19 protein-coding genes and 1 pseudogene are annotated in these 26,632 nt (G+C 41.7%); 10 read left to right on the forward strand and 10 right to left on the reverse strand.

Going from position 1 to position 26,632, the window contains the following annotated elements:
* Positions 1 to 15: 15 nt before the first annotated feature.
* On the forward strand, positions 16 to 633 hold the full coding sequence (locus ACGF63_RS07690) for a plasmid pRiA4b ORF-3 family protein (RefSeq protein WP_036849663.1): 618 nt from the start codon (positions 16 to 18) through the stop codon (positions 631 to 633).
* A gap of 217 nt (positions 634 to 850) precedes the next feature.
* Here the strand turns inward: ACGF63_RS07690 and ACGF63_RS07695 are convergent, their stop codons facing one another.
* Positions 851 to 1,459: a CDP-alcohol phosphatidyltransferase family protein gene (locus ACGF63_RS07695; protein WP_387629887.1), complete on the reverse strand. Its 609-nt coding sequence runs from the start codon at positions 1,457 to 1,459 to the stop codon at positions 851 to 853.
* 1,118 nt (positions 1,460 to 2,577) lie between these two features.
* Between ACGF63_RS07695 and ACGF63_RS07700 the strand changes: the two genes are divergently transcribed.
* The 9 genes and pseudogenes from ACGF63_RS07700 to ACGF63_RS07740 all read left to right on the forward strand — a co-directional run bounded on the left by ACGF63_RS07700 (position 2,578) and on the right by ACGF63_RS07740 (position 14,088).
* Positions 2,578 to 4,494: a lipase family protein gene (locus tag ACGF63_RS07700; RefSeq protein WP_152963156.1), complete on the forward strand. Its 1,917-nt coding sequence runs from the start codon at positions 2,578 to 2,580 to the stop codon at positions 4,492 to 4,494.
* Positions 4,491 to 5,270 carry a hypothetical protein gene (locus tag ACGF63_RS07705; protein WP_152963157.1) on the forward strand — a complete coding sequence of 260 codons (780 nt, stop codon included), beginning with the start codon at positions 4,491 to 4,493 and terminating at the stop codon, positions 5,268 to 5,270. The genes ACGF63_RS07700 and ACGF63_RS07705 overlap by 4 nt, the downstream gene beginning before the upstream one ends.
* A 63-nt stretch (positions 5,271 to 5,333) precedes the next feature.
* Positions 5,334 to 5,555, forward strand: a pseudogene (locus tag ACGF63_RS07710) (hypothetical protein); the annotation flags it as partial.
* A gap of 981 nt (positions 5,556 to 6,536) precedes the next feature.
* On the forward strand, positions 6,537 to 6,809 hold the full coding sequence (locus ACGF63_RS07715) for a PAAR domain-containing protein (RefSeq protein WP_152963158.1): 273 nt from the start codon (positions 6,537 to 6,539) through the stop codon (positions 6,807 to 6,809).
* A 12-nt stretch (positions 6,810 to 6,821) separates the two neighbouring features.
* On the forward strand, positions 6,822 to 8,570 hold the full coding sequence (locus tag ACGF63_RS07720; protein ID WP_387629892.1) for a type VI secretion system baseplate subunit TssF: 1,749 nt from the start codon (positions 6,822 to 6,824) through the stop codon (positions 8,568 to 8,570).
* A 24-nt stretch (positions 8,571 to 8,594) separates the two neighbouring features.
* Entirely contained in the window at positions 8,595 to 10,517 is a 1,923-nt protein-coding gene (locus ACGF63_RS07725) for a lipase family protein (RefSeq protein WP_387629894.1), read from the forward strand.
* The gene (locus tag ACGF63_RS07730) at positions 10,514 to 11,266 is read left to right on the forward strand and encodes a hypothetical protein (RefSeq protein ID WP_387629896.1); all 753 of its coding nucleotides are present in this window, start codon (positions 10,514 to 10,516) and stop codon (positions 11,264 to 11,266) included. The genes ACGF63_RS07725 and ACGF63_RS07730 overlap by 4 nt, the downstream gene beginning before the upstream one ends.
* A 60-nt stretch (positions 11,267 to 11,326) precedes the next feature.
* On the forward strand, positions 11,327 to 13,306 hold the full coding sequence (locus ACGF63_RS07735) for a type VI secretion system Vgr family protein (protein ID WP_387629899.1): 1,980 nt from the start codon (positions 11,327 to 11,329) through the stop codon (positions 13,304 to 13,306).
* On the forward strand, positions 13,303 to 14,088 hold the full coding sequence (locus tag ACGF63_RS07740; RefSeq protein WP_152963163.1) for a DUF4123 domain-containing protein: 786 nt from the start codon (positions 13,303 to 13,305) through the stop codon (positions 14,086 to 14,088). Before ACGF63_RS07735 ends, ACGF63_RS07740 begins: the two co-directional genes overlap by 4 nt.
* Before the next feature lie 1,031 nt (positions 14,089 to 15,119).
* Here ACGF63_RS07740 and cas6e read toward each other — a convergent pair.
* The 9 genes from cas6e to ACGF63_RS07785 all read right to left on the reverse strand — a co-directional run bounded on the left by cas6e (position 15,120) and on the right by ACGF63_RS07785 (position 26,533).
* Positions 15,120 to 15,794, reverse strand: coding sequence for a type I-E CRISPR-associated protein Cas6/Cse3/CasE (cas6e, locus tag ACGF63_RS07745; protein ID WP_152963164.1), 675 nt, complete (start codon positions 15,792 to 15,794; stop codon positions 15,120 to 15,122).
* A complete protein-coding gene (gene cas5e / locus ACGF63_RS07750) occupies positions 15,781 to 16,527 on the reverse strand; it encodes a type I-E CRISPR-associated protein Cas5/CasD (protein WP_036849654.1) in 747 nt (248 codons plus the stop codon). Before cas5e ends, cas6e begins: the two co-directional genes overlap by 14 nt.
* Before the next feature lie 10 nt (positions 16,528 to 16,537).
* Positions 16,538 to 17,572, reverse strand: a complete 1,035-nt coding sequence (cas7e, locus tag ACGF63_RS07755; protein ID WP_036849653.1) for a type I-E CRISPR-associated protein Cas7/Cse4/CasC — start codon at positions 17,570 to 17,572, stop codon at positions 16,538 to 16,540.
* A gap of 20 nt (positions 17,573 to 17,592) precedes the next feature.
* Positions 17,593 to 18,174 (reverse strand): type I-E CRISPR-associated protein Cse2/CasB, encoded by a 582-nt coding sequence (gene casB / locus ACGF63_RS07760; protein ID WP_036849652.1) that lies wholly within the window; start codon positions 18,172 to 18,174, stop codon positions 17,593 to 17,595.
* Positions 18,174 to 19,778 (reverse strand): type I-E CRISPR-associated protein Cse1/CasA, encoded by a 1,605-nt coding sequence (gene casA, locus ACGF63_RS07765; protein ID WP_036849651.1) that lies wholly within the window; start codon positions 19,776 to 19,778, stop codon positions 18,174 to 18,176. Before casA ends, casB begins: the two co-directional genes overlap by 1 nt.
* 14 nt (positions 19,779 to 19,792) lie before the next feature.
* Positions 19,793 to 22,510, reverse strand: coding sequence for a CRISPR-associated helicase Cas3' (gene cas3, locus ACGF63_RS07770; protein ID WP_387629906.1), 2,718 nt, complete (start codon positions 22,508 to 22,510; stop codon positions 19,793 to 19,795).
* 507 nt (positions 22,511 to 23,017) lie between these two features.
* The gene (locus ACGF63_RS07775; protein WP_239002458.1) at positions 23,018 to 24,322 is read right to left on the reverse strand and encodes a Fic family protein; all 1,305 of its coding nucleotides are present in this window, start codon (positions 24,320 to 24,322) and stop codon (positions 23,018 to 23,020) included.
* Between the two features lie 190 nt (positions 24,323 to 24,512).
* Positions 24,513 to 25,052, reverse strand: a complete 540-nt coding sequence (locus tag ACGF63_RS07780) for a dihydrofolate reductase family protein (RefSeq protein ID WP_152963168.1) — start codon at positions 25,050 to 25,052, stop codon at positions 24,513 to 24,515.
* 704 nt (positions 25,053 to 25,756) lie between these two features.
* Positions 25,757 to 26,533: a hypothetical protein gene (locus ACGF63_RS07785; RefSeq protein ID WP_152963169.1), complete on the reverse strand. Its 777-nt coding sequence runs from the start codon at positions 26,531 to 26,533 to the stop codon at positions 25,757 to 25,759.
* Positions 26,534 to 26,632 lie beyond the last annotated feature (99 nt).

Genomic DNA, 26,632 nt, shown 5'->3' on the forward strand with positions numbered 1-26,632 from the left:
TATAGGAGATTAGTAATGAACGAGAAATTCTATCAGTTAAAAATAACGCTTACAGACTCACAACCCGCTATCTGGCGACAATTTGTCGTTCCCGCCTCTATTTCACTCGACAGGCTGCATGATGTGATACAAATTGTTATGGGATGGCAAGATAGCCATCTACATGAATTTCGTATTGGCAAACTGCGACTAACAGAAATGCCAGAAAGCCCGTCTGATAGCAAGGAAGAATGTTTATATCGCTTGGTTGATCTGATTAAACAAAAAGGTCGAGCGTTTACCTATCTCTATGATTTTGGCGATAACTGGGAACATGAAATTGTTTTAGAAAACAGTCATTATCCTGAGAATGATCTTCCGCTGCCTTTTTACTGTCTGGATGGTGCCCGCGCATGTCCTCTTGAAGATACCGGTGGTATTTATGGCTATGAAAACCAAATAGAAATACTTAATGATCCTGACCATGAAGAATATGAAGAAACACTACAATGGATAAATGAATCGCTTGGTTTGCCTGAAAATGAACATTTCGACCCAGAGCAATTCTATCCGGACAATATTAATGCCTTTTTAGCGCTCTATTATCGCTGGTCACGAGACCGTCACTATCCCTTATGGAACTACGAAGCCTAATCATAGGATAAACCTATCATCACAGAGAAAAATTTCAGATGAATCACTACTACGGACACTGGTGCTTAATTTGAACTTATTTTTCTCACGGAATAGGTGATACATAATTCAGTATCGAGTGCAGTTTCAGTGGTGTTTTCAGAGTACTGCCAGTCAAACTGCACCTGCACTTTACACAGCGTCATACCTTCCATAGCGATGTGAAAGAGATATATCGTCATTCCTCTTGTTTAGGCTGCCCAATCGCATCCCGACAACGATTAATGCACGTCCAGAACAGTAATAATATTGCTGCAATGAAAATATAATTGGAATGAACCAATAATTGCGGCCAAAGTGCGATACATATCCCATAAACACCCAGTAAGAAAGCCCGATCGCTTTTCCCTAGAGGTCCTTTATAACTGCGTATACCAGTCAAGGTCTGCGCAACAACACCACAAAACTCAGTAGATATGGCAAATATCACAGTAAAAATAACTAACCAAAGCGATGTATTCGCTAAAAGAGCAAAAGGTAAATATAACGCAAAATCAGACACGATATCACCTATTTCATTTAATACGGCACCCAATCGGGATTGCTGATTAAACTCTCTTGCCAACATGCCATCAATAGCATTAAGCGCCATACGGAAAAATAGAAAAAGAGGTAAGAGAAGAAAAAGATGTGGATAAGGAAAAAATGCCAGAATTCCGCCTACAATCACCGAGGTTATCATTGCACACAGCGTCACCTGATTAGCAGTAACACCACGTTGATAAAGGCGTATCACCCAAGGTCTGAGTAAGTTTTGAAACTTTGGTTTTATATCATATAATGTCATAATTCACCTATTGTTAAAGTTTCTTAAATAATAGTGTATAAATCGCCGATAACTTTCATTGTTTTTACTATCATCATTAAAGATAAATCAGATTCATCAAAATACCATGAAAGAGACGTCATTAGATCAACAAAAGATTTTTATATCTCGCAGATTGTTTTTTACTGAATAGGTTATTATTATCATTTTCATACTTCATCAGATTTACGATAAAGGAATCCATATGAATTATGAATGACATGTTCTCCGAATCAACGGAGATGAACCATAAATGATGTGATAATTCGATTGACTTCAAATACTGTTCCTCGCGTCCACGGGGATGAGAATTCATTGGCATCCGTTTTTGCTTCATCGATGACTTTTCTTACAAGCCGCCATTGCTTTCAGCGTAAATTGTGCTATGCACGGCAACCAATCTCAGGTTATCTGTATTTCTCTCCACGAAAATACATGAGATAACCTCAGAATCCTTATTACCGACAGGATGACTTTCGGCGTCTGCCGGCTATTTTATTTCAAGAGGGTGGATAATTTTTACTCCTGTTTCTACTGTCATCACCAAAGGGTAATATCCTTACTTACCCCCGGTATTTAATGAATAATGAGATATTAGTGAAACAATTAAATAGATAACGTTATTGGTTATCACAACAGGTTGGGGAAAGTATATTTTTTTGATTAAAAATCAATGTATTATTCTACCAAAATGATAATTTGACGGAATTTAAATGAATGAGAAACTGTTTTATCTATCGTGGATTATTTTTCTGATAAAATAGTATATTACTGTCCTTTTTATAGCTTATTAGATTGAAAATAATTGAATCCGTACTGAGTTTGTAACATTTCCTTACAAATTTATATTTTTGTAAATTTATAAAAAACGCTTGCTATCTGATGAAAATTTAATAACTATTACTTTAATTTACATCATATGAACAATATGAAGGGAATTTCAACTTCTGTTCCCTTTATTCAAAGGGATTAATCGATTGGAATACATTGCTGTCTTCCTGTCGTTCAATTTTTTATTACTCACGGCATAGAGCTGGGCTTTCTGTCTGTGGTAATAGGATTTTTGCTACCTTTAATAGCAAGCAGAGGAAACAACACTGATGAGTCAATTAGATCCGCGTGAATGTCTTGATTGCAGGCGTTTGAAACACTGGGTGGAATTTCAGTTGGTGGATGAGCAGGGAAAACCGCTCATCAATGTGCCTTATAGCCTGATAAGCCGGGGACTACCGAATCATGTACGCAAGGGGACGACGGATGGTTTCGGGGTGCTCAGGGAAGAAGACCTGTCAGCTTATCCTGTGACCTTGTATATTCACGCCCAATCGTTAGCGGATGAAATGGAACAGCGCCCGTTGCGGGAAATACGCGGTGAGGAAGCGTCGATGGTGAAGCCGAAAGCGGAAGCGGAAGGCCATTACTATCACTATGTGACTATCGGGCAGATCAGTGATGGGCTGCCGAAGATTGATGATTGGAATGATCCTAAAAAAATTCCACCTCCCTATCATTTTCCGGATCCGGAACCCAAAGGGTTTTATTCCCGCCATCTAAACTGCCGACATGTTCTGGAAATATGCCCGTTTCGGGCTTGGGTATTACAACTACATCATCAAAAAGAGTATTCCATTGTCAATGCGCATAACCAGTGTTTAATGAGTGTGCTGGCCTATGCCGGTGGGGATGTTGATGTTGAAGGTTCTGTGACTCATTTCTTTAACCGGCAGATGGTGGATATTTCGAAGCTGCCTTATAAGGTGGAAAAAATATCAGCCACTCCTGTGGTTTATGATGTGCCGTTCAGTGAGCGTTATACCCGGGTAGAGTTTATTGATTCAAAAACGGCAGATAAACAGGGTGATACCCGACTGTTTTATGTAGCCAGTCAAAATGATGTTCTTGTCAGCTGGCGGGGCACTATTAGTCTGGAGAATGTCCTGACTGATATCACCTTTCGGCCGTTAAGTTTGAGTTGCGACGATGAAAAAGCCCTATGCAGCGAGTTTATTCACTGTGGCAAAGTACATAAAGGGTTCTGGGAAGCATTCAATCTGGTTGGAAAGCTGAAAGTCCCCGGTGATAAAAATATAATAGTATTCAGTGATATTCTGGACTTGGTTAAAGAAAAAAAGCTATTTATTTGTGGTCACAGCTTGGGAGGCGCACTGGCATTACTGCACAGTGCACAACTGAAAGAACACAATCCTTGCCTCTACAGTTACGGGATGCCGAGAACATTAACCCGCAGTGCAGTAGAGGAATTGTCTTCCATTACCCATTATCGTCATGTAAATGAAGATGACCCTGTTCCTTCGGTGCCCTTTGAGAAAGATATGGATAATGGTTTTTTCAATTACTGGGCACCGGTGGGGTATGACTGGGAAATAATGAAGCTGGTTTCTCCGTCACCGATTGTTAAAGCCATTAAACAAGCGACAGCCAGTAAAGAAATTTATCTGCATCATGGCAAAGTGGTTCATTTTTTAAAAGCCGGTGCCTGCCCGGAATGGCTGATTGCCGCCAGTAATGTCTCGTTGATAACCAGATTAAGTGCAGAGGACATGTTAAGTAATACGACAAAGCTGTATTTAATTCCTGAGCTGGATAAAGAAACAGAACACTCTTTCGCGCAGGCAGGTGAACAGCAAAACGCCCTGTTTAACCAGCTCACCCCGCAAGAAAAGGATAAACTGTTTGCTGAAAATAAAAATCCTGAGTTAAAAGACAAATTAAGTATTCTTAACCACTTTTCATCTAAATATGCCGGTTATATTAATGCACGTCTTAAAGAGCTATGCGAACCGGATAAAATGACGGTTTATCAGGACAGTCAACGTCAATTTAAGGAGAAAATGGATGTTTATAAGAGGCTGATCCCAGATGCTATTTACTACCGTAATCTCTGTTTTCTGGAAATAGACAAACAGTTAATAACATCATTGGCCGTTAGTCAGCAAACAGAGAAGGGGAAACTGGCTTTACAGCATTATTGCGATAGTAAGGAACTCCCAGTATGAAAATATTAAAGGTCTCGTTGTTATTGTTATTGCTGTCTTTTATTTACTGGGCTTTTAGCGATACCTTTTTTAACTGGCTTTTTCCCTTTTCATCTGCGGGAAAGGGGCCATGGATAACCGTGGAGGGTGTTGCGCCGAAATACACCGAGCCGTATATATCGGCTGTGTATAAATCAAAAACTTGTCTTGATTATGAGGTTGATTCGCAGATGTCCCCTCATAAGGTACCGACCTATAACGGATTAAGTCTCGATGTGAAAGCTGATCCAAAAACCGGCCATTTTCAGGCTAAATTACCCTTCAGTGGTGGAGGGTGGTGTAAATGGAAAATTGACCGGGCGTTTGTGTCCGTAAGTTATACCAATGTCAGCCACCTGGTAAAAGATGCTATACCCTATGGAGGAACGGGTCTAACGGCCTTTATCAACGATGCAGCGCGAACAAATTATTCTGAAGCCTCTGAGACTCGTGCATTGAATACTATAGACTTCAGCCCGGTTATTTACCCTGTGTTGAAATTAGTTGAAGGGAGGCCAAAAAGAATTTCCTTACAGGGTGTGGTGCGTTTGTTTCCTTTTCGGCTGGAATTAACTCCAGGAGAGGAATGGAAAATTACCTTTAAGCCTAAACTGGATGAAACCAAAATGCCGAAGATCACCGTGACTGACGGGAAAGGAGAATGGGTTGAATATCCAAATGGCCGAATCGACCTTAATCGGCAATCAATAGATTACTGGAAAATAACGTCATCAAAATCAAAGCTTCCAGAAAAATAAACGGGGAAATATAGCCTTAATACGCTATACGGATAACACTGTAGGAATTGAGAAAAACTGACCATGATAAATATCAAGCAATGCTTATTAGTTTTGTTAATCACATTAATATCAGGTTGTGCTGACCCAAATGAGCCGCTTTCTCCTCCTAAAAAGAATCAGTGGATCACGGTAGAAGGCGTCGCGCCGAAATACACAAAACCGTATGTGTCGGCAGAATATAGTTCAAAAGATTGTCTTGAATATGAGCTTGATACAGGTATGTCGCTTTATAAGGTGCCAACCTAACCAAGGCCATGACTCATTTACCTAAACACTAACACCAGAAATAAGGAGTCCATATGAACGATGAATGACATGTTCTCCGAATCAACGGAGATGAACCATAAATGATGTGATAATTCGATTGACTTCAAATACTGTTCCTCGCGTCCACGGGGATGAGAATTCATTGGCATCTGTTTTTGCTTCATCAATGACTTTTCTTGCAAGCCGCCATTGCTTTCAGTATCAATTGTATTCTGCACGGCAACCCATCTCAGGTTATCTGTATTTCTCTCCACGAAAATGAATGAGATAATCCCAGAATCCTGCTTACCGACAGGATAACTTTCACGACTTCTGGCGTCTGCCGGCTATTATTTGTCAATATAGTAGATAATTTTTACTCCTGTTTCTACTGTCATCATCAAAGGGTAATATCCTTACCTACCCCCGGTATTTAATGAAGAATGAGCTATTAGTGAAACAATTAAGCAGATGGCGTTATTAGTTATCACAACAGGTTGGGGAAAGTATATTTTTTTGATTAAAAATCAATGTATTATTCTGCCAAAATGATAATTGGACGGAATTTAAGTGAATGAGAAACTGTTTTATCTATCGTGGATTACTTTTCTGATAAAATAGTATGTTGCTATCCTTTTTATAGTTTATTAGATTGAAAATAATTGAATCCGTACTGAGTTTGTAACATTTCCTTACAAACTTATATTTTTGTAAATTTATAAAAAACGCTTGCTATCTGATGAAAGTTTAATAATTATTAATTCAAGTTCCATCAGATAGACAGTATGAAAGGGACTTCAACTTCTGTTCCCTTTATTCGAAGGGATTAACCGATTGGAAAACATTGCTGTCTTCCTGTCGTTCAATTTATTATTACTCACGGCATAGAGCTGGGCTTTTTGTCTGTGGTAATAGGATTTTTGCTACCTTATTTTTAGGGTGGTGAGATCCATTATTTTAATTCCTGACGGGATATTTATGCTGAAAAATATCATACGACAAGGGGATAAAACCTCTCATGGCGGCTCTGTTTTAGCGGGTGATGACAGTTTCCAGATCCTGGGTAAAGGGGTGGCACGGATTAACGATCCGGTGTCCTGCCCAAAGTGCGGTGGAGATCAAACTATTGTGGAAGGCACTTCGGCTGCAATGGGAACCCATCAACAGGGGCTTGCTCTGGAAGGCATGAAAACCTCTTGTGGCGCTACGTTGATCGCTTCGCAGACACTTTTTCAGGTCAAAAATATATAAGGGCAGAGTGTGATGAACAGAAGAATGTCGCTTTTCCTGCAAGAACTGAATTATATGCGGCAACTGGCGCAGGAAGCCGGAAAAGAACACCCTCATTTAGCCGGTTTTTTGTCCGAAGGGGCCGGTGATCCGGACGCTGAACGGGCAATACAGGTCTATTCCCTGTTCGCTTCCCGTCTTCGCCACAAAATTGAGGATGATTTTCCTGAGGTGACGCTAAATATGCTAACGCATATTTGGCCGCAAGCGCTGCGCCCGCTACCGCCAACGAGTCTCGTTCAATTTTCACCGCAAGAAGGTAATCACCTGGGAGCGACGACTCTGCCGGCGGGTACGCCAGTTTTTGCCGGCGAAGGCGAACAGGAAATACGTTTTGAAACCTGTTGTCCTCTGCATATTGAGCCCCTGACGGTGATTGACCGGCAATTGAGCGCCACCGCAGAGTACAGTGAGATAACGTTAAAACTGCGCTGTTCGGGTAATACCCTGGAATGGCAAAGTCAGCCGCTGCATTTCTTTTTGGGCCGTGATCGTGAGCAGGCGGCACTATTAGCCTTATGGCTTGATTTTCATCTCTGTGATATCCAGTTACGGACGCAGGACAAAACCGTCACGCTGCGTGACAGCTACCCGGTATCGGCGTGGTGGGGGACAGAGCGGCAGGTGGCCATTCTTCCTGCCAGGGAAAACTCACCATTTTCCATTTTGCAACTGATGATGGAATATTACTATTTCCCGCATGTGCATGATTTTGTGACGATTGATATCAAGGAGGGTTGTTCGTCAGTGACGTTGAACGCTGACCGGACATTCGAGCTGATTTTGCGGTTTGAAGGCAGTCTGGAACTGACTGATATTGCCCAAACCTTTCTGCTGGATTGCGTACCGGTCAGACAACTGGAGCAGATGACCAGTGCGGCAATCCCGGTGAATAGTGGCATCAGCGATTATGACATCCCATTAGAGCCGACAAAACGACTGTTCAGCCTGGATCAGGTTTACGTATCGACAGAGCCGAAACTGGAACGTGGGCAGCCCTATCGCTATCTGCCGGTGAAACAATCTACCCTAACCTCTCATTTCCTGCCGGATGCGGAGTTTCTCTATTATTATCAGTTGAATACGGAATGCGATATTTTGCAACATACCCGCTATCAGCTGCGTTTCTTTGACTGTCATGGTAAAGCGGCGAATAACCTGCCGTCGCAGTCCATTTTTTGCCAGTTTACCGGCTATCAGTCGCAGGCGGCTGACCTGGGTATCGGCGATATCAATCTGTCGGGCGAAAGTGCCACCGGGTTGACGGTCAGCAATATCACCCCGGTTTCCGCCTGTTATCCTTCCATGATAGAGGAAAGATCAGCCTGGCCGTTGATTTCCTGCTTTGCCGGCTCGCCCTGGATAATATTTCAAACCCACTCGTTACAAGAGTTTCTGAAAATATTTGATTTTTCACCTGATCAGGCCTTAAGCCGACGTCTCCAGGCCCATATTAGCGGTATCGTCCGGCTGGAGAACATCCCGATAGATCGCCTCGACAAGGGGGTTCCTGTGCGGGGTCATCAGCTTATCCTGACGCTGAACCCGGATTGTTTCACCAATCAGGGGGAGATGTATCAGTTCTGCCTGGTGGTGACACGCCTGATGACCTTTTTCATCAGCATGGGCGCGTTTCTGATGATGAAGGTAGTTGATGGTCAGACAGGCGAAGTCTTGTGGGACTTTCAAGAGATGATGTTCGGGCTGCGGGCCTATATTTAATGTTAAAAGAAGGAAATAAAACCCATGGGTATATCCGATCCGCGTTTATGTTTCGATTGTAAGCGGTTTTTGAAAAACTGGGTAGAATTTCAGTTGGTGGATGAACAGGATAAGCCGCTGGTCAACATGCCTTATCGCCTGATCAGTCGTGGAACCCCAGGTTATGTGCGTCAGGGGGTAACTGATGGTTTCGGGGTGCTTAGGGAAGAGATGCTGTTACCCCATCCGGTAACACTGTATATCGCGGCTCAACCCTTGGCGGATGAAATGGAACAGCGCCCGTTACGGGAAATACGCGGTGAAGAAGCGTCGATGGTGAAGCCAAAAGCGGAAGCCGAAGGTCATCAATATTGCTATGTGACCATTGGGCAGATCAGTGATGGGGTGCCGGCGCTAGACGATTGGAATGATCCTAAAAAAATTCCGCCTCCCTATCATTTCCCAGACCCGGAGCCAAAAGGCTATCAGGTTCACCCGTTAAATCGACGTTATGTACTGGAAGTATGTCCTTTTCGGGCCTGGGTTCTGCTGCTGCATTATCAAAAAGAGTATTCCATTGTGAATGCTTATAACCAGTGTTTGATGAGTGTATTGGCCTATGCCGATGGGGATGTTGATATTGAAGGTTCTGTGAAACACTTTTTTAACCGGCAAATGGTGGATGTTTCGAAGCGGCCTTATAAGGTGGAAAAAGCATCGGCCACTCCTGTGGTTTATGATGTGCCGTTCAGTGGACGTTATTCCCGGGTGGAGTTTATTGATTCAAAAACGGCAGATAAACAGGGTGATACCCGATTGTTTTATGTAGCTAGCAACAGTGATGTTCTTGTCAGTTGGCGGGGTACAATTAGTCTGGAGAATTACCAGACTGATTTTACCTTTCAGCCGTTAAGTTTGAATTGCGACGATGAGAAAGCCCTGTGCAGCGAGTTTATTCACCGAGGTAAAGTGCATAAAGGGTTCTGGGAAGCATTCAGCTTGGTTGAACGGTTAACAGTTCCCAGTAATAAAATCAAAACTATGACAGTATTCAGCGATATCTTAGATTTGGTGAAAAACAAGCGGTTATTTATTTGCGGGCATAGTCTGGGTGGCGCACTGGCATTACTGCACAGTGCACAACTGAAAGAATATAATCCTTGTTTTTACAGTTACGGAATGCCGAGAACATTAACCCGCAGTGCGGTAGAGGAGTTGTCTTCCATTATCCACTATCGCCATGTTAATGAAGATGACATAGTTCCTGCTATACCATTTGAGCAGGATATGGATAATGTTTTTTTCAATTACTGGACATCAGCAGGGTATGACTGGGAAATAGCGAAGCTAGTGTCTTCGTCACCGATGGTTAAAGCCATTAAACTTGCGACAGCCAGTAAAGAAATCTATTTACATCATGGTAAAGTAGTTCATTTCTTTCAAGCCAACAGTTGCCCGGAATGGCTGATTTCTGCCAGGAATCTCTCCCCTATAACAGGTGTGGCTAAAGAAATACTGAATAACACCACAAAGCTCTATTTAATTCCTGAATTAAACCAGGAAACAGAAAAGGATTTTTCTCTGGCCGGTGAACAGCAAAATGCGTTGTTTAATCAGCTCAGTCAACAAGAACAAGACCAATTGTTTGTTGAGAACAGAGGTGCTGATTTAAAAGGAGGATTAGGCTTTTTTAATCATAGCTCGTATAAATATGCCGGTTATATTGATAAGCGGCTCAGAGAGTTATGCGAACCAGATAAGATTACGGTCTATCAGAACAGTCAGCGTCAATTTAAGGCAAAAATGGATAATGAGAAGATGCTTATTCCTGATAATATTTACTACCGTAACCTCTATTTTCTGGATATGGACAAACAGTTAATAACATCACTCACCGTGAGCCAGCAGGAGGAGCAAGGAACACTGGCCTTACAACATTATTGCGATGGAAAAGAACTTTCAGTATGAAAATAGTAAAAATCACGCTGTTATTGTTACTTTTGTATTTTATTTACTGGGCGTTAGGCGATACCTTTTTCAACTGGCTTTTTCCTTTTTCATCTGCTGAAAAAGAACAGTTGATTACCGTGGAAGGAATCGTGCCGAAATACACAAAACCGTATGTATCCGCGGAATATATCTCAAAAAACTGTCTTGAGTATCAGTTGGATGCAGGAATGTCGCCTTTTAAAGTACCGACTTATTATGAATTAGACTTGGATATAAAAGCCGATCCGCAAACAGGTTACTTTCAGGCGAAATTACCTTTCAATGGTGGAGGGTGGTGTAAATGGAAAATCAACCGGGCGTTTGTGTCCGTGGGTTATGCCGATGTTAGCCACCTGGTGAAAGATGCTATACCCTATGGAGGAACGGGTCTAACCGCCTTTATCAACGATGCAGCGCGAACAAATTATTCTGAAGCCTCTGAGACTCGTGCATTGAATACGATAGACTTCAACCCGGTTATTTACCCTGTGTTGAAACTAGTTGAAGGTCGGCCAAAAAGAATTTCCTTACAGGGTGTGGTGGGTTTGTTTCCTTTTCGGCTGAAATTAACTCCAGGAGCGGAATGGAAAATTACCTTTAATCCTAAGCTGGATGAAACCAAAATGCCGAAGATCATCGTGACTGACGGGAAAGGTGAATGGGTTGAATATCCTGATGGCAGAATTGATTTAAACAGAGATTCCATTGATTACTGGAAAATAAAATAACGTCACCAAGGCCATATTACGACTTGACCTAAACATCAACACCCGAAATAAGGAGTCCCTATGAACGATGGGTTACACTTTCTCTGTCAGATTACCGATTTGCCGGAGAAAACATTTGCGGTAGCGGAATTCTCTTTACAGGAAGAATTATCCGAACTGTTTACCCTCTCTTTAACTCTGGTCAGTAAACGGGCGGATATTGACCTAGAATCACTGTTATTACAGTCGGTGAAATTCCGGGTGGTTTTCAACGGCGTTGAGCAACGCCAAGTCAGCGGCATTATTGCACAGGCTGTACTGGGTGACACACATACTCACCGTACCGTTTATTACCTCACCGTCCGGCCTGCGCTCTGGCGGATGAACCTGAATCAGGACAGCCGGATTTATCATCGGCAAAGCGTACCGGAAATCCTCAACAGCTTACTGAAAAAACACTATATTCTGGCCGATTCCCAACTGAATGAGTTTCATTACACACGCGAGTATGTGACGCAAAAGCGCGAGTCCGATTATGACTTTTTAGCCCGGTTAGTCGCCGAAGAAGGGCTGAATTTCTGGTTTGAAGACGACAAATTGTTTTTCAGTGACAGCCACTTAGGCATGACGGCCAATTTACCGCTGGTCTACAACCCTCAGGCAGAGTTAGCCACTGAAATGAATGTGATTAATCAGGTGCGTCTGGGTGTCTCCATGACCCCGCAACGGGTGATCTATAAGGACCGAAATCCTCAAAATCCCGCTTACCGCCTGACACACCGGGCCAATGTCGATCCGCGTGTTATGGGGCAAGAAACCCTGTTTTCAATTTTTGAAAGCTACGGCCGTTTTCAGAAAGACGCGGAGGCGAAACCGTTTGTCCAGCGCCGTCAGCAGGCAGTCCAGAATCAACGTCAGTCCGGCAGCGGGCAAAGCAACTGTTTTAAACTAATGCCCGGTAAAATCTTTGATCTCAGCGAACATCCGGTTGATGCCATGAACACCCGCTGGCAAATCGTGACCATTCACCATTACGGCAAGTGTCCGCAGGCACTGCAAGAAACCGGTGGCGGCTCAGGAACTTCTCTGCATAACGAATTCAGTTTTATTTCCGGCTATAAGGACTGGCGAGCGCTTTATCGTTATAAACCGTTGGCGGATGGTGATGAAGTCGCGACCGTGGTGGGCCCGGCAGGGGAAGAGATTTATGTCAACAAAGAGGGTTGTATTCGCGTCCATTTTCACTGGGATCGTTATGATAAAGCCGATGAAAACGCGTCTTGTTGGGTCCGGTTCGCACAGGGCTGGAATGGCAGCGGTTACGGTTTTATGGCGGTTCCCCGTATCGGTCAGGAAGTGATCATCTCCTATTTGAACGGCGATATTGATCGGCCGATTGTCACCGGCTGCACCTACAACGGCTTAAACCGGCCCCCGCTGGATTTACCCGCCGAGAAAACCCGCACCACGTTTAAAACCCGGACCCACAAAGGTGACGGTTTTAACGAATTGCGGTTTGAGGATGCCAAAGATCAGGAAGAGATTTATCTGCACGGGCAGAGAGATCTGACCGCCCATATTCAGCACGATGCTTACTGGCATATTAAACACGACCATAAACAAAGGATCGATAATAACCGGTACAGTGAAATCCATGCCGATGACCACCGGAAAATCGCCGGCTCCGGTAAATACAGTACCGATGGGGATGTATCACACCGTATCACCGGCAGTCAGCATTTACAGACCGGGGAGGCGTTGATCGCTGAAAGCGGTCAGGAAACGCACCTGAAAAGCGGCGGTAAAATTGTGTTGGAAGCCGCGTCAGAAATTACCTTAAAAATCGGCGGCCATTTTATCCGGTTAACGCCCGGCGGTATTCTAACCTCCCCCAATTTATCCGTCGGGCAAGGCGCTGCCGGTGTCGGACGTGGTTTGTCTCTGCAATTACCAGAAGGTGTAGAACCGCTGCCTGATGTGAAATCTCCAGTCAAACCGATTTGTGCCTTACAAGCCCAGAGGGACGTTAATTTGACTATCAATAACCAGGAGGATAAATGAACACTTCCATAAACTGGCAACAATGGCTGACCACGCCTAATAAGCCGCCTGTTTTCTTTATGCTCAATTCATTGGCAGAACCTAACCCAATCGGTCGCTTTTACAAAAACAACTGGGTAGAACAGGCTTTTCCGCTATACAGCGGTACACCGATGGATCACCTGTTAGCACAAAGCCCCTGGCTGGTTCAGCCCAAGTCAGGCTATCTGTCAGTCATCGGTCATCTGCTTGATAACCATACCCTGAGTGATAACAGTTGGGGCTGGGCTTACCGCAGTGAGGATTTATGGCCCCAACAGCTTAATCACTGGCGTTCACGCCAACAGGTGATATTGCGGGAGAGGCAGATGATTTTACGCAGTATGGATCCCCGAATTCTCAGTCAGTTATTACCGGCAATGATAATCAGCGATTGGTCAGCATTTTTGACACCGGTAAGTGAGTTAATGATCGACGCACCTGAGCCCCAGTGGTATTCCCGTCCTGAAAATTGTGGTCACGGTGGCAATGAACAACCCTTCGTTCTGGGTAGTCATTTACTACATGCCTGGCATCATTCCGATTACGCCCTTAAAGGGATGGCATCTGTGATTGGTGATAATTTATGGGAAAACCACGGAGAATTAGCTGAAAAACTGGATGAGCCAGAGGGGCGGTTAGTGGAACAGATTATTCATTGGCTGAAAGCGCATTTAGAAAACGGCGATGACATTAGCAACCTGACCAGTGAGGATTATTCGCAGGCGCTCAATGAACAACACACAACTACGCTATCCCCGTAAGTACAGGAAACATGTCATACTCGTTGCCCAAATTGTTTCTATTATCGGGGTTATCCCCGCAAGCACGGGGAACCTTTTTACTCTACTACCACCACAAAACCAGAATCTGGTTAATCCCCGTAGATACAAGGAACTTCAGCACTATTGCGGGAATTTCCCTCCCCGATGACGGTCCATCCCCTCAAGTTGCAGGGAACGCAGTGACAACAGACGAAAATGACTCTGTATTTAGCGGTTTATCCCCGTAGCAACAGGGAACATGTATGTTTCCGCTAACTCAACCGCTAACTGTTCGGTTTATCCCAGTAAATACCGGGAACGTTTTTCCAAACCAGATATACAACAGTATCAGTTCGGTTCATCCCCGTAAACGGGGATACTTTATTAACTGCCTTTAGCGGTAATATCCAAAACAACTTATCCCTGTAGATACAAGGAACACCGATTACCACCCATTACGCCCCTGTTACTGTCCGGTTTATCCCCGCAGGTTACAAGGAACTTATTCCTGGCTTTTATGCTATTTGGAGCACTGCTAGGTTCATCCCTGTAATGACAGGGAACGTTTAGTGAATTTACTAAAGCATCACTCATGACGCGGTTTATCCCCGCCAATGCAGGGAACATATAAATTCGTTCATTGATAAGATTTATCGAGTTAGGTTCATCCCCGTAGGCACAAGGAACATTCACCAACACGACCTTCTTATGGTTAATTATAGCGATTTATCCCATTAAGCAAAGGGAGCATATTCTTCCTGGTTTAAATGCATACCAAAATTCGGGTTTATCCCCACAGATGTGAGGAACACAGTAATCATTTTATCAATACTTTTAGAGTAGCGACTGCACCCAACGCGACAGAATATCGCGGCACGAATACATTAATTAACAATATCGCCTTTTACCCTGCTTTCAAAGCATAACACGAACACCTAATAGCACAAATGAACTATCTTCAACAATCAATCCCCTTAAGGCGATTATATTACGATCCCCAACAGAAATAGATTTAAATGAAGTCAATACCATTATACTGTTCTGATTAACATCAATCCGCATCCCATCGCTTTAGATCGACCAAAACCTCTTGCATACTGTGCCAAGAATAAATCACCATTGGTAATCGTCAGAAGCCCCTGAAAATCGACACTGGAGAACTGGATTTTTTGTCCCTTCTTTTTTACGCTTCGATGCTGAGTATAACCTTCAATATTCAGTAAATCATCAAACTGGATACCCCATTGTTGCATACGACGATTATCCAGGAGCCAATTACGGGCGGCATCCTCCATCATGACCTTTATTTTTCCCTGTTCAATTTCACCTTGCCGTCTTGCCTGAAATTTAGCATGCATCAAGACATCATGACGTCGACGTTTTCCAGAAGTATCGGTAACACAGATTGTTGGATTAACACGTAATTTGAAAGCTAAACGCTGTCCCTCATGCAACAGAGGGTAAAATGATTTCGTTTTAACATCAAACAATGGCGACTGCATTTGAGGTGATGTTTTAGATAAAACATAGAATACAGGTAATCCCATTATTCCGATTTCTTGCCGGAATAGAAATTGACGCTGTACGTCTTCCGAAAATAATTTCCATAGCAATTGATGAGAGGTATAAACTCCATTTGCACCAAGCTTCGCCAATATGTTTGCAGTCTGGCCTGATTGCCGAAGTGTAATTTTAGACAAATACATTAACACCCTCCTCGACAGAAAGTTGATACATAGTACGTTGCCTGAATTGCCAACGCCCCCGGTTGATCGGCTCATCCCAAGGATGGCTTATTAAGATATTTGAAGAGATAATTTCATCTCTCTTTCCCTCCCAAAAATAAGTAACAAGACCATTTGCTCCCAACCATAACTTATCTTCTTCATTAGAATGAATCAGTGGTGGAAAAGAGATATCCAACGCCGCTTTTAATATCGTTCTCTCAGTTAACTTAGGACAGAGAGGTAAAGCAGGTGGGCAAGATTTACGTCCAAGATGCAAGACAAATACCGGTTTAAGTAAAGCATCCCGCAATTGTTCCAGAGTAAAAGAAGCATGTCGGGTTAATGCAATGGCAACGATCCAAATACCATCACAACGATAGTCACGATTAGACAATATGGTATTCAGTTTATCTGAACTTAATTCACTTTTACGGCTCTGATGAATCACATTATTCTCGTGGGTTGGTACCTGCGTCGTATGGTAATCACGGATTAAAGAACTGGGAACAACTTGCTTAATTGCAATCAACACACTTTCTCGTAATTTGGTTAATTCAGACTCATTATCCCGCCGAATACCTAACGCTGCCCCTAATAACCCCAAAATCGCAGAGCGACCAGGATATAATCCCGTTGGCCTTTCCCCACCAACCGCAGGCTGGCCCCAACTTGCCATCGGGCCATATAATCGAAAGACTAAATACGCTTTCATTATGCCCCCATTACTGCACAACAAACTCAAGCAGCTTGATCAAACTTCCTTCCCCTGTAAATGTGTTGAATTTATAGCGGGCATCGGCACATGTACCGTAAACCAGATCAATATTGTGCATTTGGCTTTCTAATGCATGAATTGCCGATGGGCCCTGGTCACTGTCATGAATCGGTTTTAAAAATGCGACAGATAAAGAACGCGGTTGTTGTTCGCCTTTTTCAGCGAGAGCAAAACTGGCATAAGCACGGGAAGCAAAACTACTTTGTTTACCCGTCGGCGAGACTTTCACCGCCGCTTCTGTCAATGCTTTAATCGCTTTATTAGCAAGTGCTTTGTTACCATCCAAATTCTCTATTAATTGCGTTTTATTAATGCAGATATAACTGTAGAACAACGCAGCCGCAAAACCCGATTCCCCTATATGGGCCGAACCGGTGTCTTCCTTACCATCATTTAAATCATCCACCGCCGTAAAATAATCATCTTCAACGACAACACTGTGCACACTAATCGCATGAGCAACCTGGCAAGCGGCTTCGACGTTAAATGCAGGGCTTGAAGCTAACATTCGACCAAACAAAGCAATATCCACAGCGGTTTGTTCAGTTTTTAACAGATTAAGCTCTTCCGATGTTGGTGCCCGGCCTTCTTCTGCCAGCACAGCGACCAGCGACATGACAGACCGCTGCTCTGCCGGGCTGATATGTGCCAATTGTTCAGTCTCTAAAGCATCTTTTTTAGTTTTGCCAAAAACACCGGCAATACTTGCAGCCAATGCCTTAGCTGATTTTTCTTTCACGCCGGCACTGATCAAGGCTTCAAATACCTTGATACCAAAGCGCTTTGTGCGAATACCAATATTCTCTGATAACGCTTGCTCAAATAATTCAGAAGTGCGCCAGTGACGTTTCAAACTTTGAGAACTCACACGTAAACGTTCAAAACCACCCATTTTCGCGGTCTTAGGCCGGCCTAAATCATCACGATTAAGATTAGATGGTGCATAGGAGGTTAATAGGTGTAATTGAATAAACTGACTCATAGTCATTCTCCTAAATTTGATTAATAAGAATCTGATAAATCAACCCATTTACTACTGGCAGCACAGTAATAATCCATCACCCACTTTACATTGATACGTTTATTCGCTTTACATGGCCGTAATTGTCCATATTCAGCAAACCATTCCTCAATATCCTGAGCTAAAGCCAGAACAGAAATATTGCCTTTTACTTGCTGTAGGATCCGACGTAATCGACGTAATAATTCGTTCGGTGTTTTCGCATTTTGTAACTGTGAGAATCGCAATTCACTGACAACCGGTTTATTCCCCCCCCCTTTCTTACCCGCCGCGACCGCCAATTTAATGCCATTGTTGTTTCTGACATAAACTAATACCGCCGCCATCGTAGCCCAATATTCTATTTTTACCGGGTTATCAGATAAACTAATCTCGTCAGGTAAACTGAGCCATAAAGCCCGAAAACCTTCAGTTAACATCGCCATTTCAACATTTTCACAGCGCTTTAACTGGGCTCTATAAGTAGAAGGAACTGGAATAATATCTTTCTCTTTTAACTGCTTTGGTGACAGAAACATACTTTGCCACCAACGCAATAATATCATTTCAGTCTTACTGTCCATTACGCCTCCTCTTTGCCAGAGTTAATATGATTATTGGTAATAAATGTTTTGATCTCTTTTAAAGCTTTTTGCCCATATAACCCCATGATTAACTGCTGACGCGCTCTTATACGTTTCGCCATTGAACGCTCATTACCAAGTTCAGATAAAGCAGCATGTTCATCAAATAAACCCAGACAGAGATGACGCAAAGTATTGAGCCAATGTTTGGCCTGTTCCGGGGTAAGAAAAGGATCATTCGAACGTGCATTGTCGATAATTTGATGAACCACTGAAAAAAATAACGATTCACTTTGTTGCCAAAAAGCAAGGTCAATAAAAGAAGTGTCTCCTTTCACCTCTGCGGGCTTTTCAAACCAGGCAGCTTTTATTTGGTTTCGGCATAACCAAATTATTGTGGTTGCCAGCTTTTGTAGATCTTTAACTTGACACAGAATATCTTCCTGCTGTTCAGGTAAGACAAAAAACAGCGGCATGATAACGGAATACCAGCAACGTGCTTTCATATTATCCATATCGTAGCCAAACACCCACAAATAAGGCATGGCACTTTGAAGTTCAGCAAAATCACGACATAAAGAATAAAAATGGCTCACTACCGGCGCACAGCGTTGCCCTCTTTCATGATTGCTAAATACCAAAGTATCCCAAGTTTTGTAGGTCACGCCTCCTGGCTGACCTTTAACAGATAAATGTTCCGCTGATTTTTTGGGGTCCCATTTATAGGGCGTTAATGGATGAAACCAATCACCTGAATAATTGCCACCATAATTCTGTGTGCGATATTCAGAAACAGTTAATGCAGAATGCTTGCCTGAAATTTTACAAACCTGTTCCTTCTCTTCCACCACAAAACGTATACGTCTTGGCATCGCCCAATACATATGTAAGGGATGAACATCTGAAAAATAAATTTCCGTTCCTTCCTTAACACTTGCTTTTGTTGGCGCTAACCAGGGAAAAACCTGAGCACTGGTTAAATCAGGTTCGACATAACGCCATCCATTTCGATTAATGACGTTTAACCACAGTTTTTGCCATAGTGTTACATCAGCCTGGCCTGGCAATATTAACGTAGTTAATGGCCCTCCCCCCCGCAACCCGACCCGATGTCCCACCCCGCCCGATGGCGCGTTAATTTGTAAGGTAAAAAGCGCCAAAGCGGCCATTTCAAGAGACATCACATCACCAATGCCACGCTTAATGAAATGATCAGTATTCAGTCTTAAACCATTGGCTCCTGGCGCTTCAATTAACAGTCCAGCGACAGTGGTTGATTTTACCTTTCGCAGAGGATCAAAATCCTGCATAAAAAGGGGCCCTGTACCGGTAATATTGAAAGCATGTTCAGCTTTATCAAAAGCCTGTTGTAATGCTTTCTTATCAGGCGATGTTTCATACAGGGAATGCCATTGATATTGATCTTCCGGCGCAAAAACAGTTTGCAATAAGCCAATAGCGAATTGACAAGCCGCTCCCTGAAAATCAGCTCTCGGTAAAGCAAAGTCCATAACATCATGGTCACATATCGCATTAATGGGCAGTACTTTTTCACTGCCATCACGTAATCGGAAAGGCAACCACGGGTCCTGAACTAAGTTCATAACACCTCCTGCTTTTATTTTTCACAAAAGCCCATTGTTGAAGAATAAGTAAAGTTTGGGTCCTGTTCTGGCAACCAAGGTTGCAAGTATTTAATTTGGCGATATCTCTGTTGTAATGCATGGAGAGCGGGAATTAACTTCCTTGGAATTGGCGCTAATTTATCCGCATATTTATTTTTAGATAATGTAACCGTACTCAATAACACTGAAAATTCGGCGGAATTTACCCAAGGTACAAGTTGTCCAGAATCAGTCTTTTTCAGTAATAACACCTCAACGGTTTCAATATCGCTGTAGCGGGTATGAATATCGGCATCATCTTCATACCAATTATCAGCACTTCGATCACAATAACCATATAACTGCCACTGTAACCAATAAGACTTCGCTTTGGCTTCCTGACTTCGTTCCTCATCAATTAATACATTTTCCTGACGCTTTAACTTTTCAGGCGCTTGCTCATAAGCATGACCATAAACCTCATCAATTAACTTACGGGTTTCCGCAGGCATGCGTATTGCACCCAGCTTTCTCAACACACGCATGCTTAACCACAAACGAGCAGGCGAGCGATAAACATATTGTGTGCTACGGAAATTATGGCTTAACCAATCTGATTCGGGTTGCTCCCTCCACTCAGGCGCGTGGATAAAGAGTATTGGCGCAGAACGTGAATCTTTAATTCCATGTTGATAAACGCCATCACTATCACGAGTATGGCGTTGCAAACGCCCTGCTCGCTGAATCAGGTCATCAATAGGGCAAATATCTGAAATCATCACATCGGCATCAGCATCCAAACTTTGCTGGAATACTTGTGTAGCAATTAACGCTTTACCGCGGCGTATCTCACTATGACTATTTTTACCAAAAATCGTCATGACATGATTTTCAATTTCTTTCCGGTGTTGCAATACAAACCGGCTATGAAATAACAGACAACGTTCAGGTTCAGTGAGCAAGCTTCGTAGCGTCTGATAAGCCTCAATGGCATCGTCTACTGTATTTCGGATCCAAACAACACATTGCCCTTGTACAATCGCAGCCAATACTTTTTCAACACAACAGACAAAGCTATTTAAGAAATCAACTTTAACTTCCCGGCTAACATCTTTTCGACTTGATAACGGTTGTTCAATAACAGGCGATATGGCATTCAAGCTTATTTTTGTCGCTAAAGGAAAATCCGTTTTTTGCAATAGTTGTGAGCTTAATCCACCGGCGTTCAACCAAATATCCGTTAAACGTTGACGCTGTTTCAGGGTCAGTGTCGCTGTCAGCAAAATAGCCGAACCACCTTGATAAAGATGCAGAGCTAATAAATTTTCCAATAAATTAAACATAAACTCATCAGCGGCATAAACTTCATCAACGATTAATACCTTACGATTAAGCCCAAATAATCTCAGTGCCTGATAACGCCTTGGTAATACAGCCAATAAAGCCTGATCAATAGCGCCTATGCCAACAGGCGCTAACAATGCTTTCTTGCGTGGATCCGCCAGCCATTGATTGCACTGCGCTGAAGTGGTGATATCTGTTTCACCATAATTTCTGTCTAAGTGGCCTAGCGCCAGAATGGCTTCACGAAATTGATCATTCATCTCTCGTGCACCATGAGCAAAAATAATACCTGGCTTGCTGCCATCATCTGTTAATAGCATTTGCTGATAATATTCAGCAATCCGGTGAAACATTGCATTGGAAGACGCCATATCAGGCAAACCGAAATAAAAACCATCGGCTGCTTTTATTTGCATTAAACGATGTGTCAGCGCTAATGCCGCCTCTGTTTTTCCTGCCCCGGTAACATCTTCTAAAATAAAGAGTTGAGGAGAATCATCTACAGGTATTGATTCAGCCCACTGCTGCAATGGCGTCGCAGCAAAACCGTAATAGTCCTGAATAGAAATAAATGGCTTTACTACCGGCGCTTTGCCTAAATTTGTCGCCATCACCGCTTTTTTTGCCATGGCTTTAGCATGTTGCCAATAATCTGTTAATGGCATAGGTTCGGATTGATATACAAAATAGTGATTATCAGAACCAATCCAATCCGCCAATATCGCAATACCAGCAAACTGCCAGCTTACTTGCTCTAATCGCCGTCGCCATTCTTTGGATTGCAATTTTTCAATAGGAAACTCAGGTTGGAGTAGTTCAATTAAATGATGAACAAAGAGTGTGGCGGCATTGAGATTATGAGGCTCAGTAAAATATTCGATAGCTTTATAGTCTGTTTTATCTATTGGCTGACCATGATGTCCTAATGCACAGTCCATCAGCACCATTAAGGTATCGAAAATCTCTTGCTGTTCTCTCCGTTTAACATCCTCAATATTAATCAGATTTTTAAGCAGCTTCGGTTTGATATTTTCCCAAAAATACAGCCCCATACGGTCATGACAAAAATAACGTCCATCATAGCCTTTACAGCAATAAGGTCGATACAGACCGGCTGACTGACCAGGCAATAATTTTTGAAAAGCAGATGCGAATTTACCAATATCGTGCAACGCCAGTACAAAAGAGACAATACTTTGTAACTGCTTTGTCGATAATGCTAAAAAATTAGTGAGATCTTTAATCAGCGATCTTTCTAAAGAAAGTAACTGCATGCCAACAGCAGCCACGTCCAAACAATGATAAGGAAGTAGATGATAATCTGTACTCTCAGATTCTGATGTTCGCTTCGCCTTACCCCAGTATTGAAAATAAATTGGTATTTCCATTTAAAATCCTTACTTAAACATTTCTTTTGCCTACTTTTAGAACATCATGCGAAAATTTAGATCAAAAAAACACTACTTTCTGTTTTTTTAGGATAATCCTGTATAAAGATGCCTTACTTAAACAGATACACTTCCGGTTTATCTGTTTAAGCACAAACCAGAATTAAAGCGACATCGTATTGCAAAGAACAACTTGATAACGTGACTAACCTTATCCATCCATTTGATAAGTAAGTAAAATATTTGTACCGTTTCATCAAGGATTCATTGATGCCAGCAACCCTGTATATATAATGTCTGACCGAGCTGAGATGAAAATACTGATGGGTGTTTAGCGATGTCAATACAATCATATGCGAATTGCTTTCAGTCTTTAGCGGTGCAAGCGTAAATCCTGATGGGATAACATAGCGAAAAGGCTAATTCACTAACAAAAACAATTTAATAGAATGATTAATATAGATATTTTCACGGACGAACGACTATTTAATGAAGTTAACGCAAAGATTATCTGCGTTTTCCCCTCCATTCTTCAAATTGCGAAGGCCGGAGACCATACCTTGCCAGAACACCTTCATGTAATCGTCGTAACTCCTCAATAACCAATGCCTTTAACGTGTCACGTTCAGATTGACTTAATTGATTGGAAATTAATTTATCTATAACCTCAATCGAATCCATTTCCGGAGCCACAACAACCTGATAAACAATTTGTTTAACGGTATTTCGATATTGCAATCTTAATGGGTCTGGTTCTGCTATTTCTTGTCTAAGAGCCAAATATTCTTGGGTAGAACGTTCGTAAGCCCATAGGTAGAGATCTCGTAGCAATTCAACTCTGGTCATTTCATAAATACCGAGCATTGCACGGCTATATGCCTCTTCTGATACATCCAGAAAAGTCAACGGACATAGGTTTGAACGGAGCAACGGCAAATTAGCCGCCAAGCGGGAAGTTCGTTTATTTATATCTGCAAAAGGTTGTAAGTATGGCAAGTGAACCATGATAAAAAACGATTGCTCAAATGGATCTGAAATAACTTGTGCTTTCGCAAGCAACGAATCCAAAACCTCACTAATATGAACCTCTCCTGATAACGATCTGAAAACACTTTTTCCTATTTCAACCTGATGCTGGCGGATACGTCCTTCATCTATAGGATTGGGCAGTAAATTTTCAGATAATGTACTATGCAAATTGAGAATGGTATATCGATTAAAATCAGCTTCAACTATACCATCAACAAGTAATTCAATAGCGGATTTATGGTTGAGGATCATTTGAGTTTCAATCGCATCTTTTCCTACAGCAACCTTTCCATACTCAATTAATTCGATCGTATCTAATCGACTGTAAGTATTTCCTTCCAAACGACTTGAGGCCCATGATAGATCAATGAGCAAACGATCCAGAATAGCTCTACCATAAGTTCCCGCTGGCTGTGAGGTCTGTTTTGTTCCTCCCATTCTCCAAAGCTGATTACGAATTGGAACTGACAGATAATGAGTCACATTGGGTTCATACGATTCCAGAAATTCTCGTTGATAACCAACTGGCACCCTGGCTTTCATGGGTTGATCAATATAACGGAGAACATCCTTACTATCTTCAGACAATGGAATATAGCTCGGGAAATCGCCGGATTTTTCTGTTACCTGCTTTAATGTTTCTCGCTCAGAAATAACATAGCGACGACCCCGTCCTTCTCCCAAAGCGTGTACTTTTCCATCTTCAACAAGCTGTCCTAGCCAACGTTGGACAGTCCTTCTGGGAACAGAAGGATGCTCCACTAATAAATCCGAAACAGACATAGGCTGTGATGCAACACACAAGGTCTTATGAATATTAGTAATTGAACTCATAGTAAACGACAAATTTCAGTAAGAATATGGCGCGATTATGGCGCAATTCAGATAATCGCGCCACTTTTGTGCCATCAATATGGCGCGATAAGAACTTCACTCTTTCTTACGGCAGCTTTCCTTATTTGTAGGAGGCGACTTAATCGATATTTACATCCAACAGGATTTCAATGGCACCGCTACGTAAAAAACGTTGAGTTTTAGGTGTAACACTCACTTTTTCACTCACAGGAAGAACTTCAATACCTGTGCCTAAAAATACCGGGATCGTGGTTAAGAATATTTTCTGTAATTCACCGACCTCGGCAAAATACGCAGCAGTTTTACCGCCTCCCACCAACCAGACATTCTTACCATTAGCCGTTTTCTTCGCCACAGCAGCAATATCTCCCGCTGCTTTATCGGTTATGGTGATATTCAGCCCTTCAGGCGTTGGCAATGCCCGATGAGAAAGAACAAATGCGGGAATATTTTTGTATGGCCAATCATCCGATGAATTTGCCATTATCCATTCGTATGTTCCCGAACCCATAATCACAGCACCAATACCTTGGTAAAAATCATCATAAGGTGTTGCGTCATCTCCCAGCACAAACTCATCCAACCAATCCAGACCGTGGTTATTATTAGCAATATAACCGTCTATTGTCGCAGCGACATAATAAATTAGTTTCGGCATTATCCCTTCCTATCAAACACGATGTTAAGACACTATATTCCCGGCTTTATGACAATCAAAATCCTTTTAAAACCACACAAAAAGGTAACGTATATTTTCAGGGAGTTATCCCTCGATATATATATTAACATATAGATTTATTCGTACCATTTTATATCCTATCCAACACGCCATATTGCAAAGAGAAACACCGAAACACAGCTCTTCACACCCGCAAACGTAAATCTCATCGTTTGTTCGATGTATCCTGAATACAGATTTAAAAATTCTCAGGATTAAAATAAGAAGTAAAATTACCCCATGTTATAAACTCGTCGATGGATCTAAAAAAATTTACAGAAAATAATTATAACAATCTAACCATTGATAATAAAATACGTAAATTATCATGATATTTATCTAATCTTCTTTCATAATTGGAATTGTCTAAATATATCAATAAAAGAATAATATATTTAAAAAGCACATGTAAATATTCAATTATATTTACATGTACAATTAGAAATCATGGTAGGAAAAACATGCTTAGAATAAACATTACTATAATAATAACAACACATCCTATCACTGCTATAAATTCAAAAGGGAATAGCCAAATCCAAAATATACAAAGACATAAGGTTATTCCTATATGTATTACTTCCCTAAATTCACGGTAAAGAAAAACAAAGAAATTTTTAATGAAATAAAACAAATTTTTATCATTATTTGATCTGTTTGTTGAGCTCATAAATTATCCTCTCGTCCATTTCGGTAGATAAATCACCGGAGCAATACATTTCAATTAAGTTTCCTAAGTATGGTTCAATAAAATAATACATCATATCTAAATTATCTTTTCTTAATTTATAATATAATTTAGGACATTTTCTTCTTAGTCTTTTTGAAGCAGAGCTAACTTTATCAACTAATCCATAAATTGAAAAAGCTGATAACGGCCAAGCAACAAATTTTTTTACTGCTTCTTTTTTTGTTATATCTTTGATTATTTTTTGAGCTATATAATATGATATCGCATATACAATAGCTTTAGTTGTTGCATACTTCCCCATAAAACTTACAATAGGTTTTTGTACTGCTCTTGCATAATTTTCTACTTTCTGTTTCCTTATTTCTGTTGAGGAATCAATAAGGTCATCAATAATAACCTCTACTGCAAACTCAATATATTCTGGCTTTGATATAATGCTTATTAATAAATTAAATATTCTGCGGTCTTCTTCTTTTACTTCCCGGCCATATTGATTATAAACTGCTTTTTCGAATTCTGCATAGGAATCACCTAAGATATCACGAGGTAAGAACCAATGGGCTGTCCTTTTAACTGCTCGTTTAGCACCTAAATAAACACTTTCCCCAATATCACTGATTGTACCTGCCAATCCACTATTAGCTACATCTAATGGATCTATGAGTTCTCCGTTTTTGTTCCTGTATATCCATCCATCATCCCATCCTTCACTCCATTCGTTTCTATTCATTTTTATAGCCTTATATGATATTGAATGCTCAATATCATAGTTTATTATTCACTCATTTAAAATATAAATTTTCTTAAAATCATCGTAATTTGACCACTT

Source organism: Photorhabdus sp. RM322S (assembly GCF_042879395.1).
GTDB lineage: Bacteria > Pseudomonadota > Gammaproteobacteria > Enterobacterales > Enterobacteriaceae > Photorhabdus > Photorhabdus khanii.

Coding starts and splice junctions, on each gene's coding strand:
- ACGF63_RS07720 (WP_387629892.1), top strand. CDS start 6,822: ATGAACAGAAGAATGTCGCTTTTCCTGCAAGAACTGAATTATATGCGG.
- cas6e (WP_152963164.1), bottom strand. CDS start 15,794: ATGTATTTGTCTAAAATTACACTTCGGCAATCAGGCCAGACTGCAAAC.
- ACGF63_RS07775 (WP_239002458.1), bottom strand. CDS start 24,322: ATGTCTGTTTCGGATTTATTAGTGGAGCATCCTTCTGTTCCCAGAAGG.
- ACGF63_RS07700 (WP_152963156.1), top strand. CDS start 2,578: ATGAGTCAATTAGATCCGCGTGAATGTCTTGATTGCAGGCGTTTGAAA.
- casB (WP_036849652.1), bottom strand. CDS start 18,174: ATGGACAGTAAGACTGAAATGATATTATTGCGTTGGTGGCAAAGTATG.
- ACGF63_RS07725 (WP_387629894.1), top strand. CDS start 8,595: ATGGGTATATCCGATCCGCGTTTATGTTTCGATTGTAAGCGGTTTTTG.
- casA (WP_036849651.1), bottom strand. CDS start 19,778: ATGAACTTAGTTCAGGACCCGTGGTTGCCTTTCCGATTACGTGATGGC.
- ACGF63_RS07740 (WP_152963163.1), top strand. CDS start 13,303: ATGAACACTTCCATAAACTGGCAACAATGGCTGACCACGCCTAATAAG.
- ACGF63_RS07695 (WP_387629887.1), bottom strand. CDS start 1,459: ATGACATTATATGATATAAAACCAAAGTTTCAAAACTTACTCAGACCT.
- ACGF63_RS07705 (WP_152963157.1), top strand. CDS start 4,491: ATGAAAATATTAAAGGTCTCGTTGTTATTGTTATTGCTGTCTTTTATT.
- ACGF63_RS07780 (WP_152963168.1), bottom strand. CDS start 25,052: ATGCCGAAACTAATTTATTATGTCGCTGCGACAATAGACGGTTATATT.
- ACGF63_RS07715 (WP_152963158.1), top strand. CDS start 6,537: ATGCTGAAAAATATCATACGACAAGGGGATAAAACCTCTCATGGCGGC.
- ACGF63_RS07785 (WP_152963169.1), bottom strand. CDS start 26,533: ATGAATAGAAACGAATGGAGTGAAGGATGGGATGATGGATGGATATAC.
- cas3 (WP_387629906.1), bottom strand. CDS start 22,510: ATGGAAATACCAATTTATTTTCAATACTGGGGTAAGGCGAAGCGAACA.
- cas5e (WP_036849654.1), bottom strand. CDS start 16,527: ATGAAAGCGTATTTAGTCTTTCGATTATATGGCCCGATGGCAAGTTGG.
- ACGF63_RS07690 (WP_036849663.1), top strand. CDS start 16: ATGAACGAGAAATTCTATCAGTTAAAAATAACGCTTACAGACTCACAA.
- ACGF63_RS07735 (WP_387629899.1), top strand. CDS start 11,327: ATGAACGATGGGTTACACTTTCTCTGTCAGATTACCGATTTGCCGGAG.
- cas7e (WP_036849653.1), bottom strand. CDS start 17,572: ATGAGTCAGTTTATTCAATTACACCTATTAACCTCCTATGCACCATCT.
- ACGF63_RS07730 (WP_387629896.1), top strand. CDS start 10,514: ATGAAAATAGTAAAAATCACGCTGTTATTGTTACTTTTGTATTTTATT.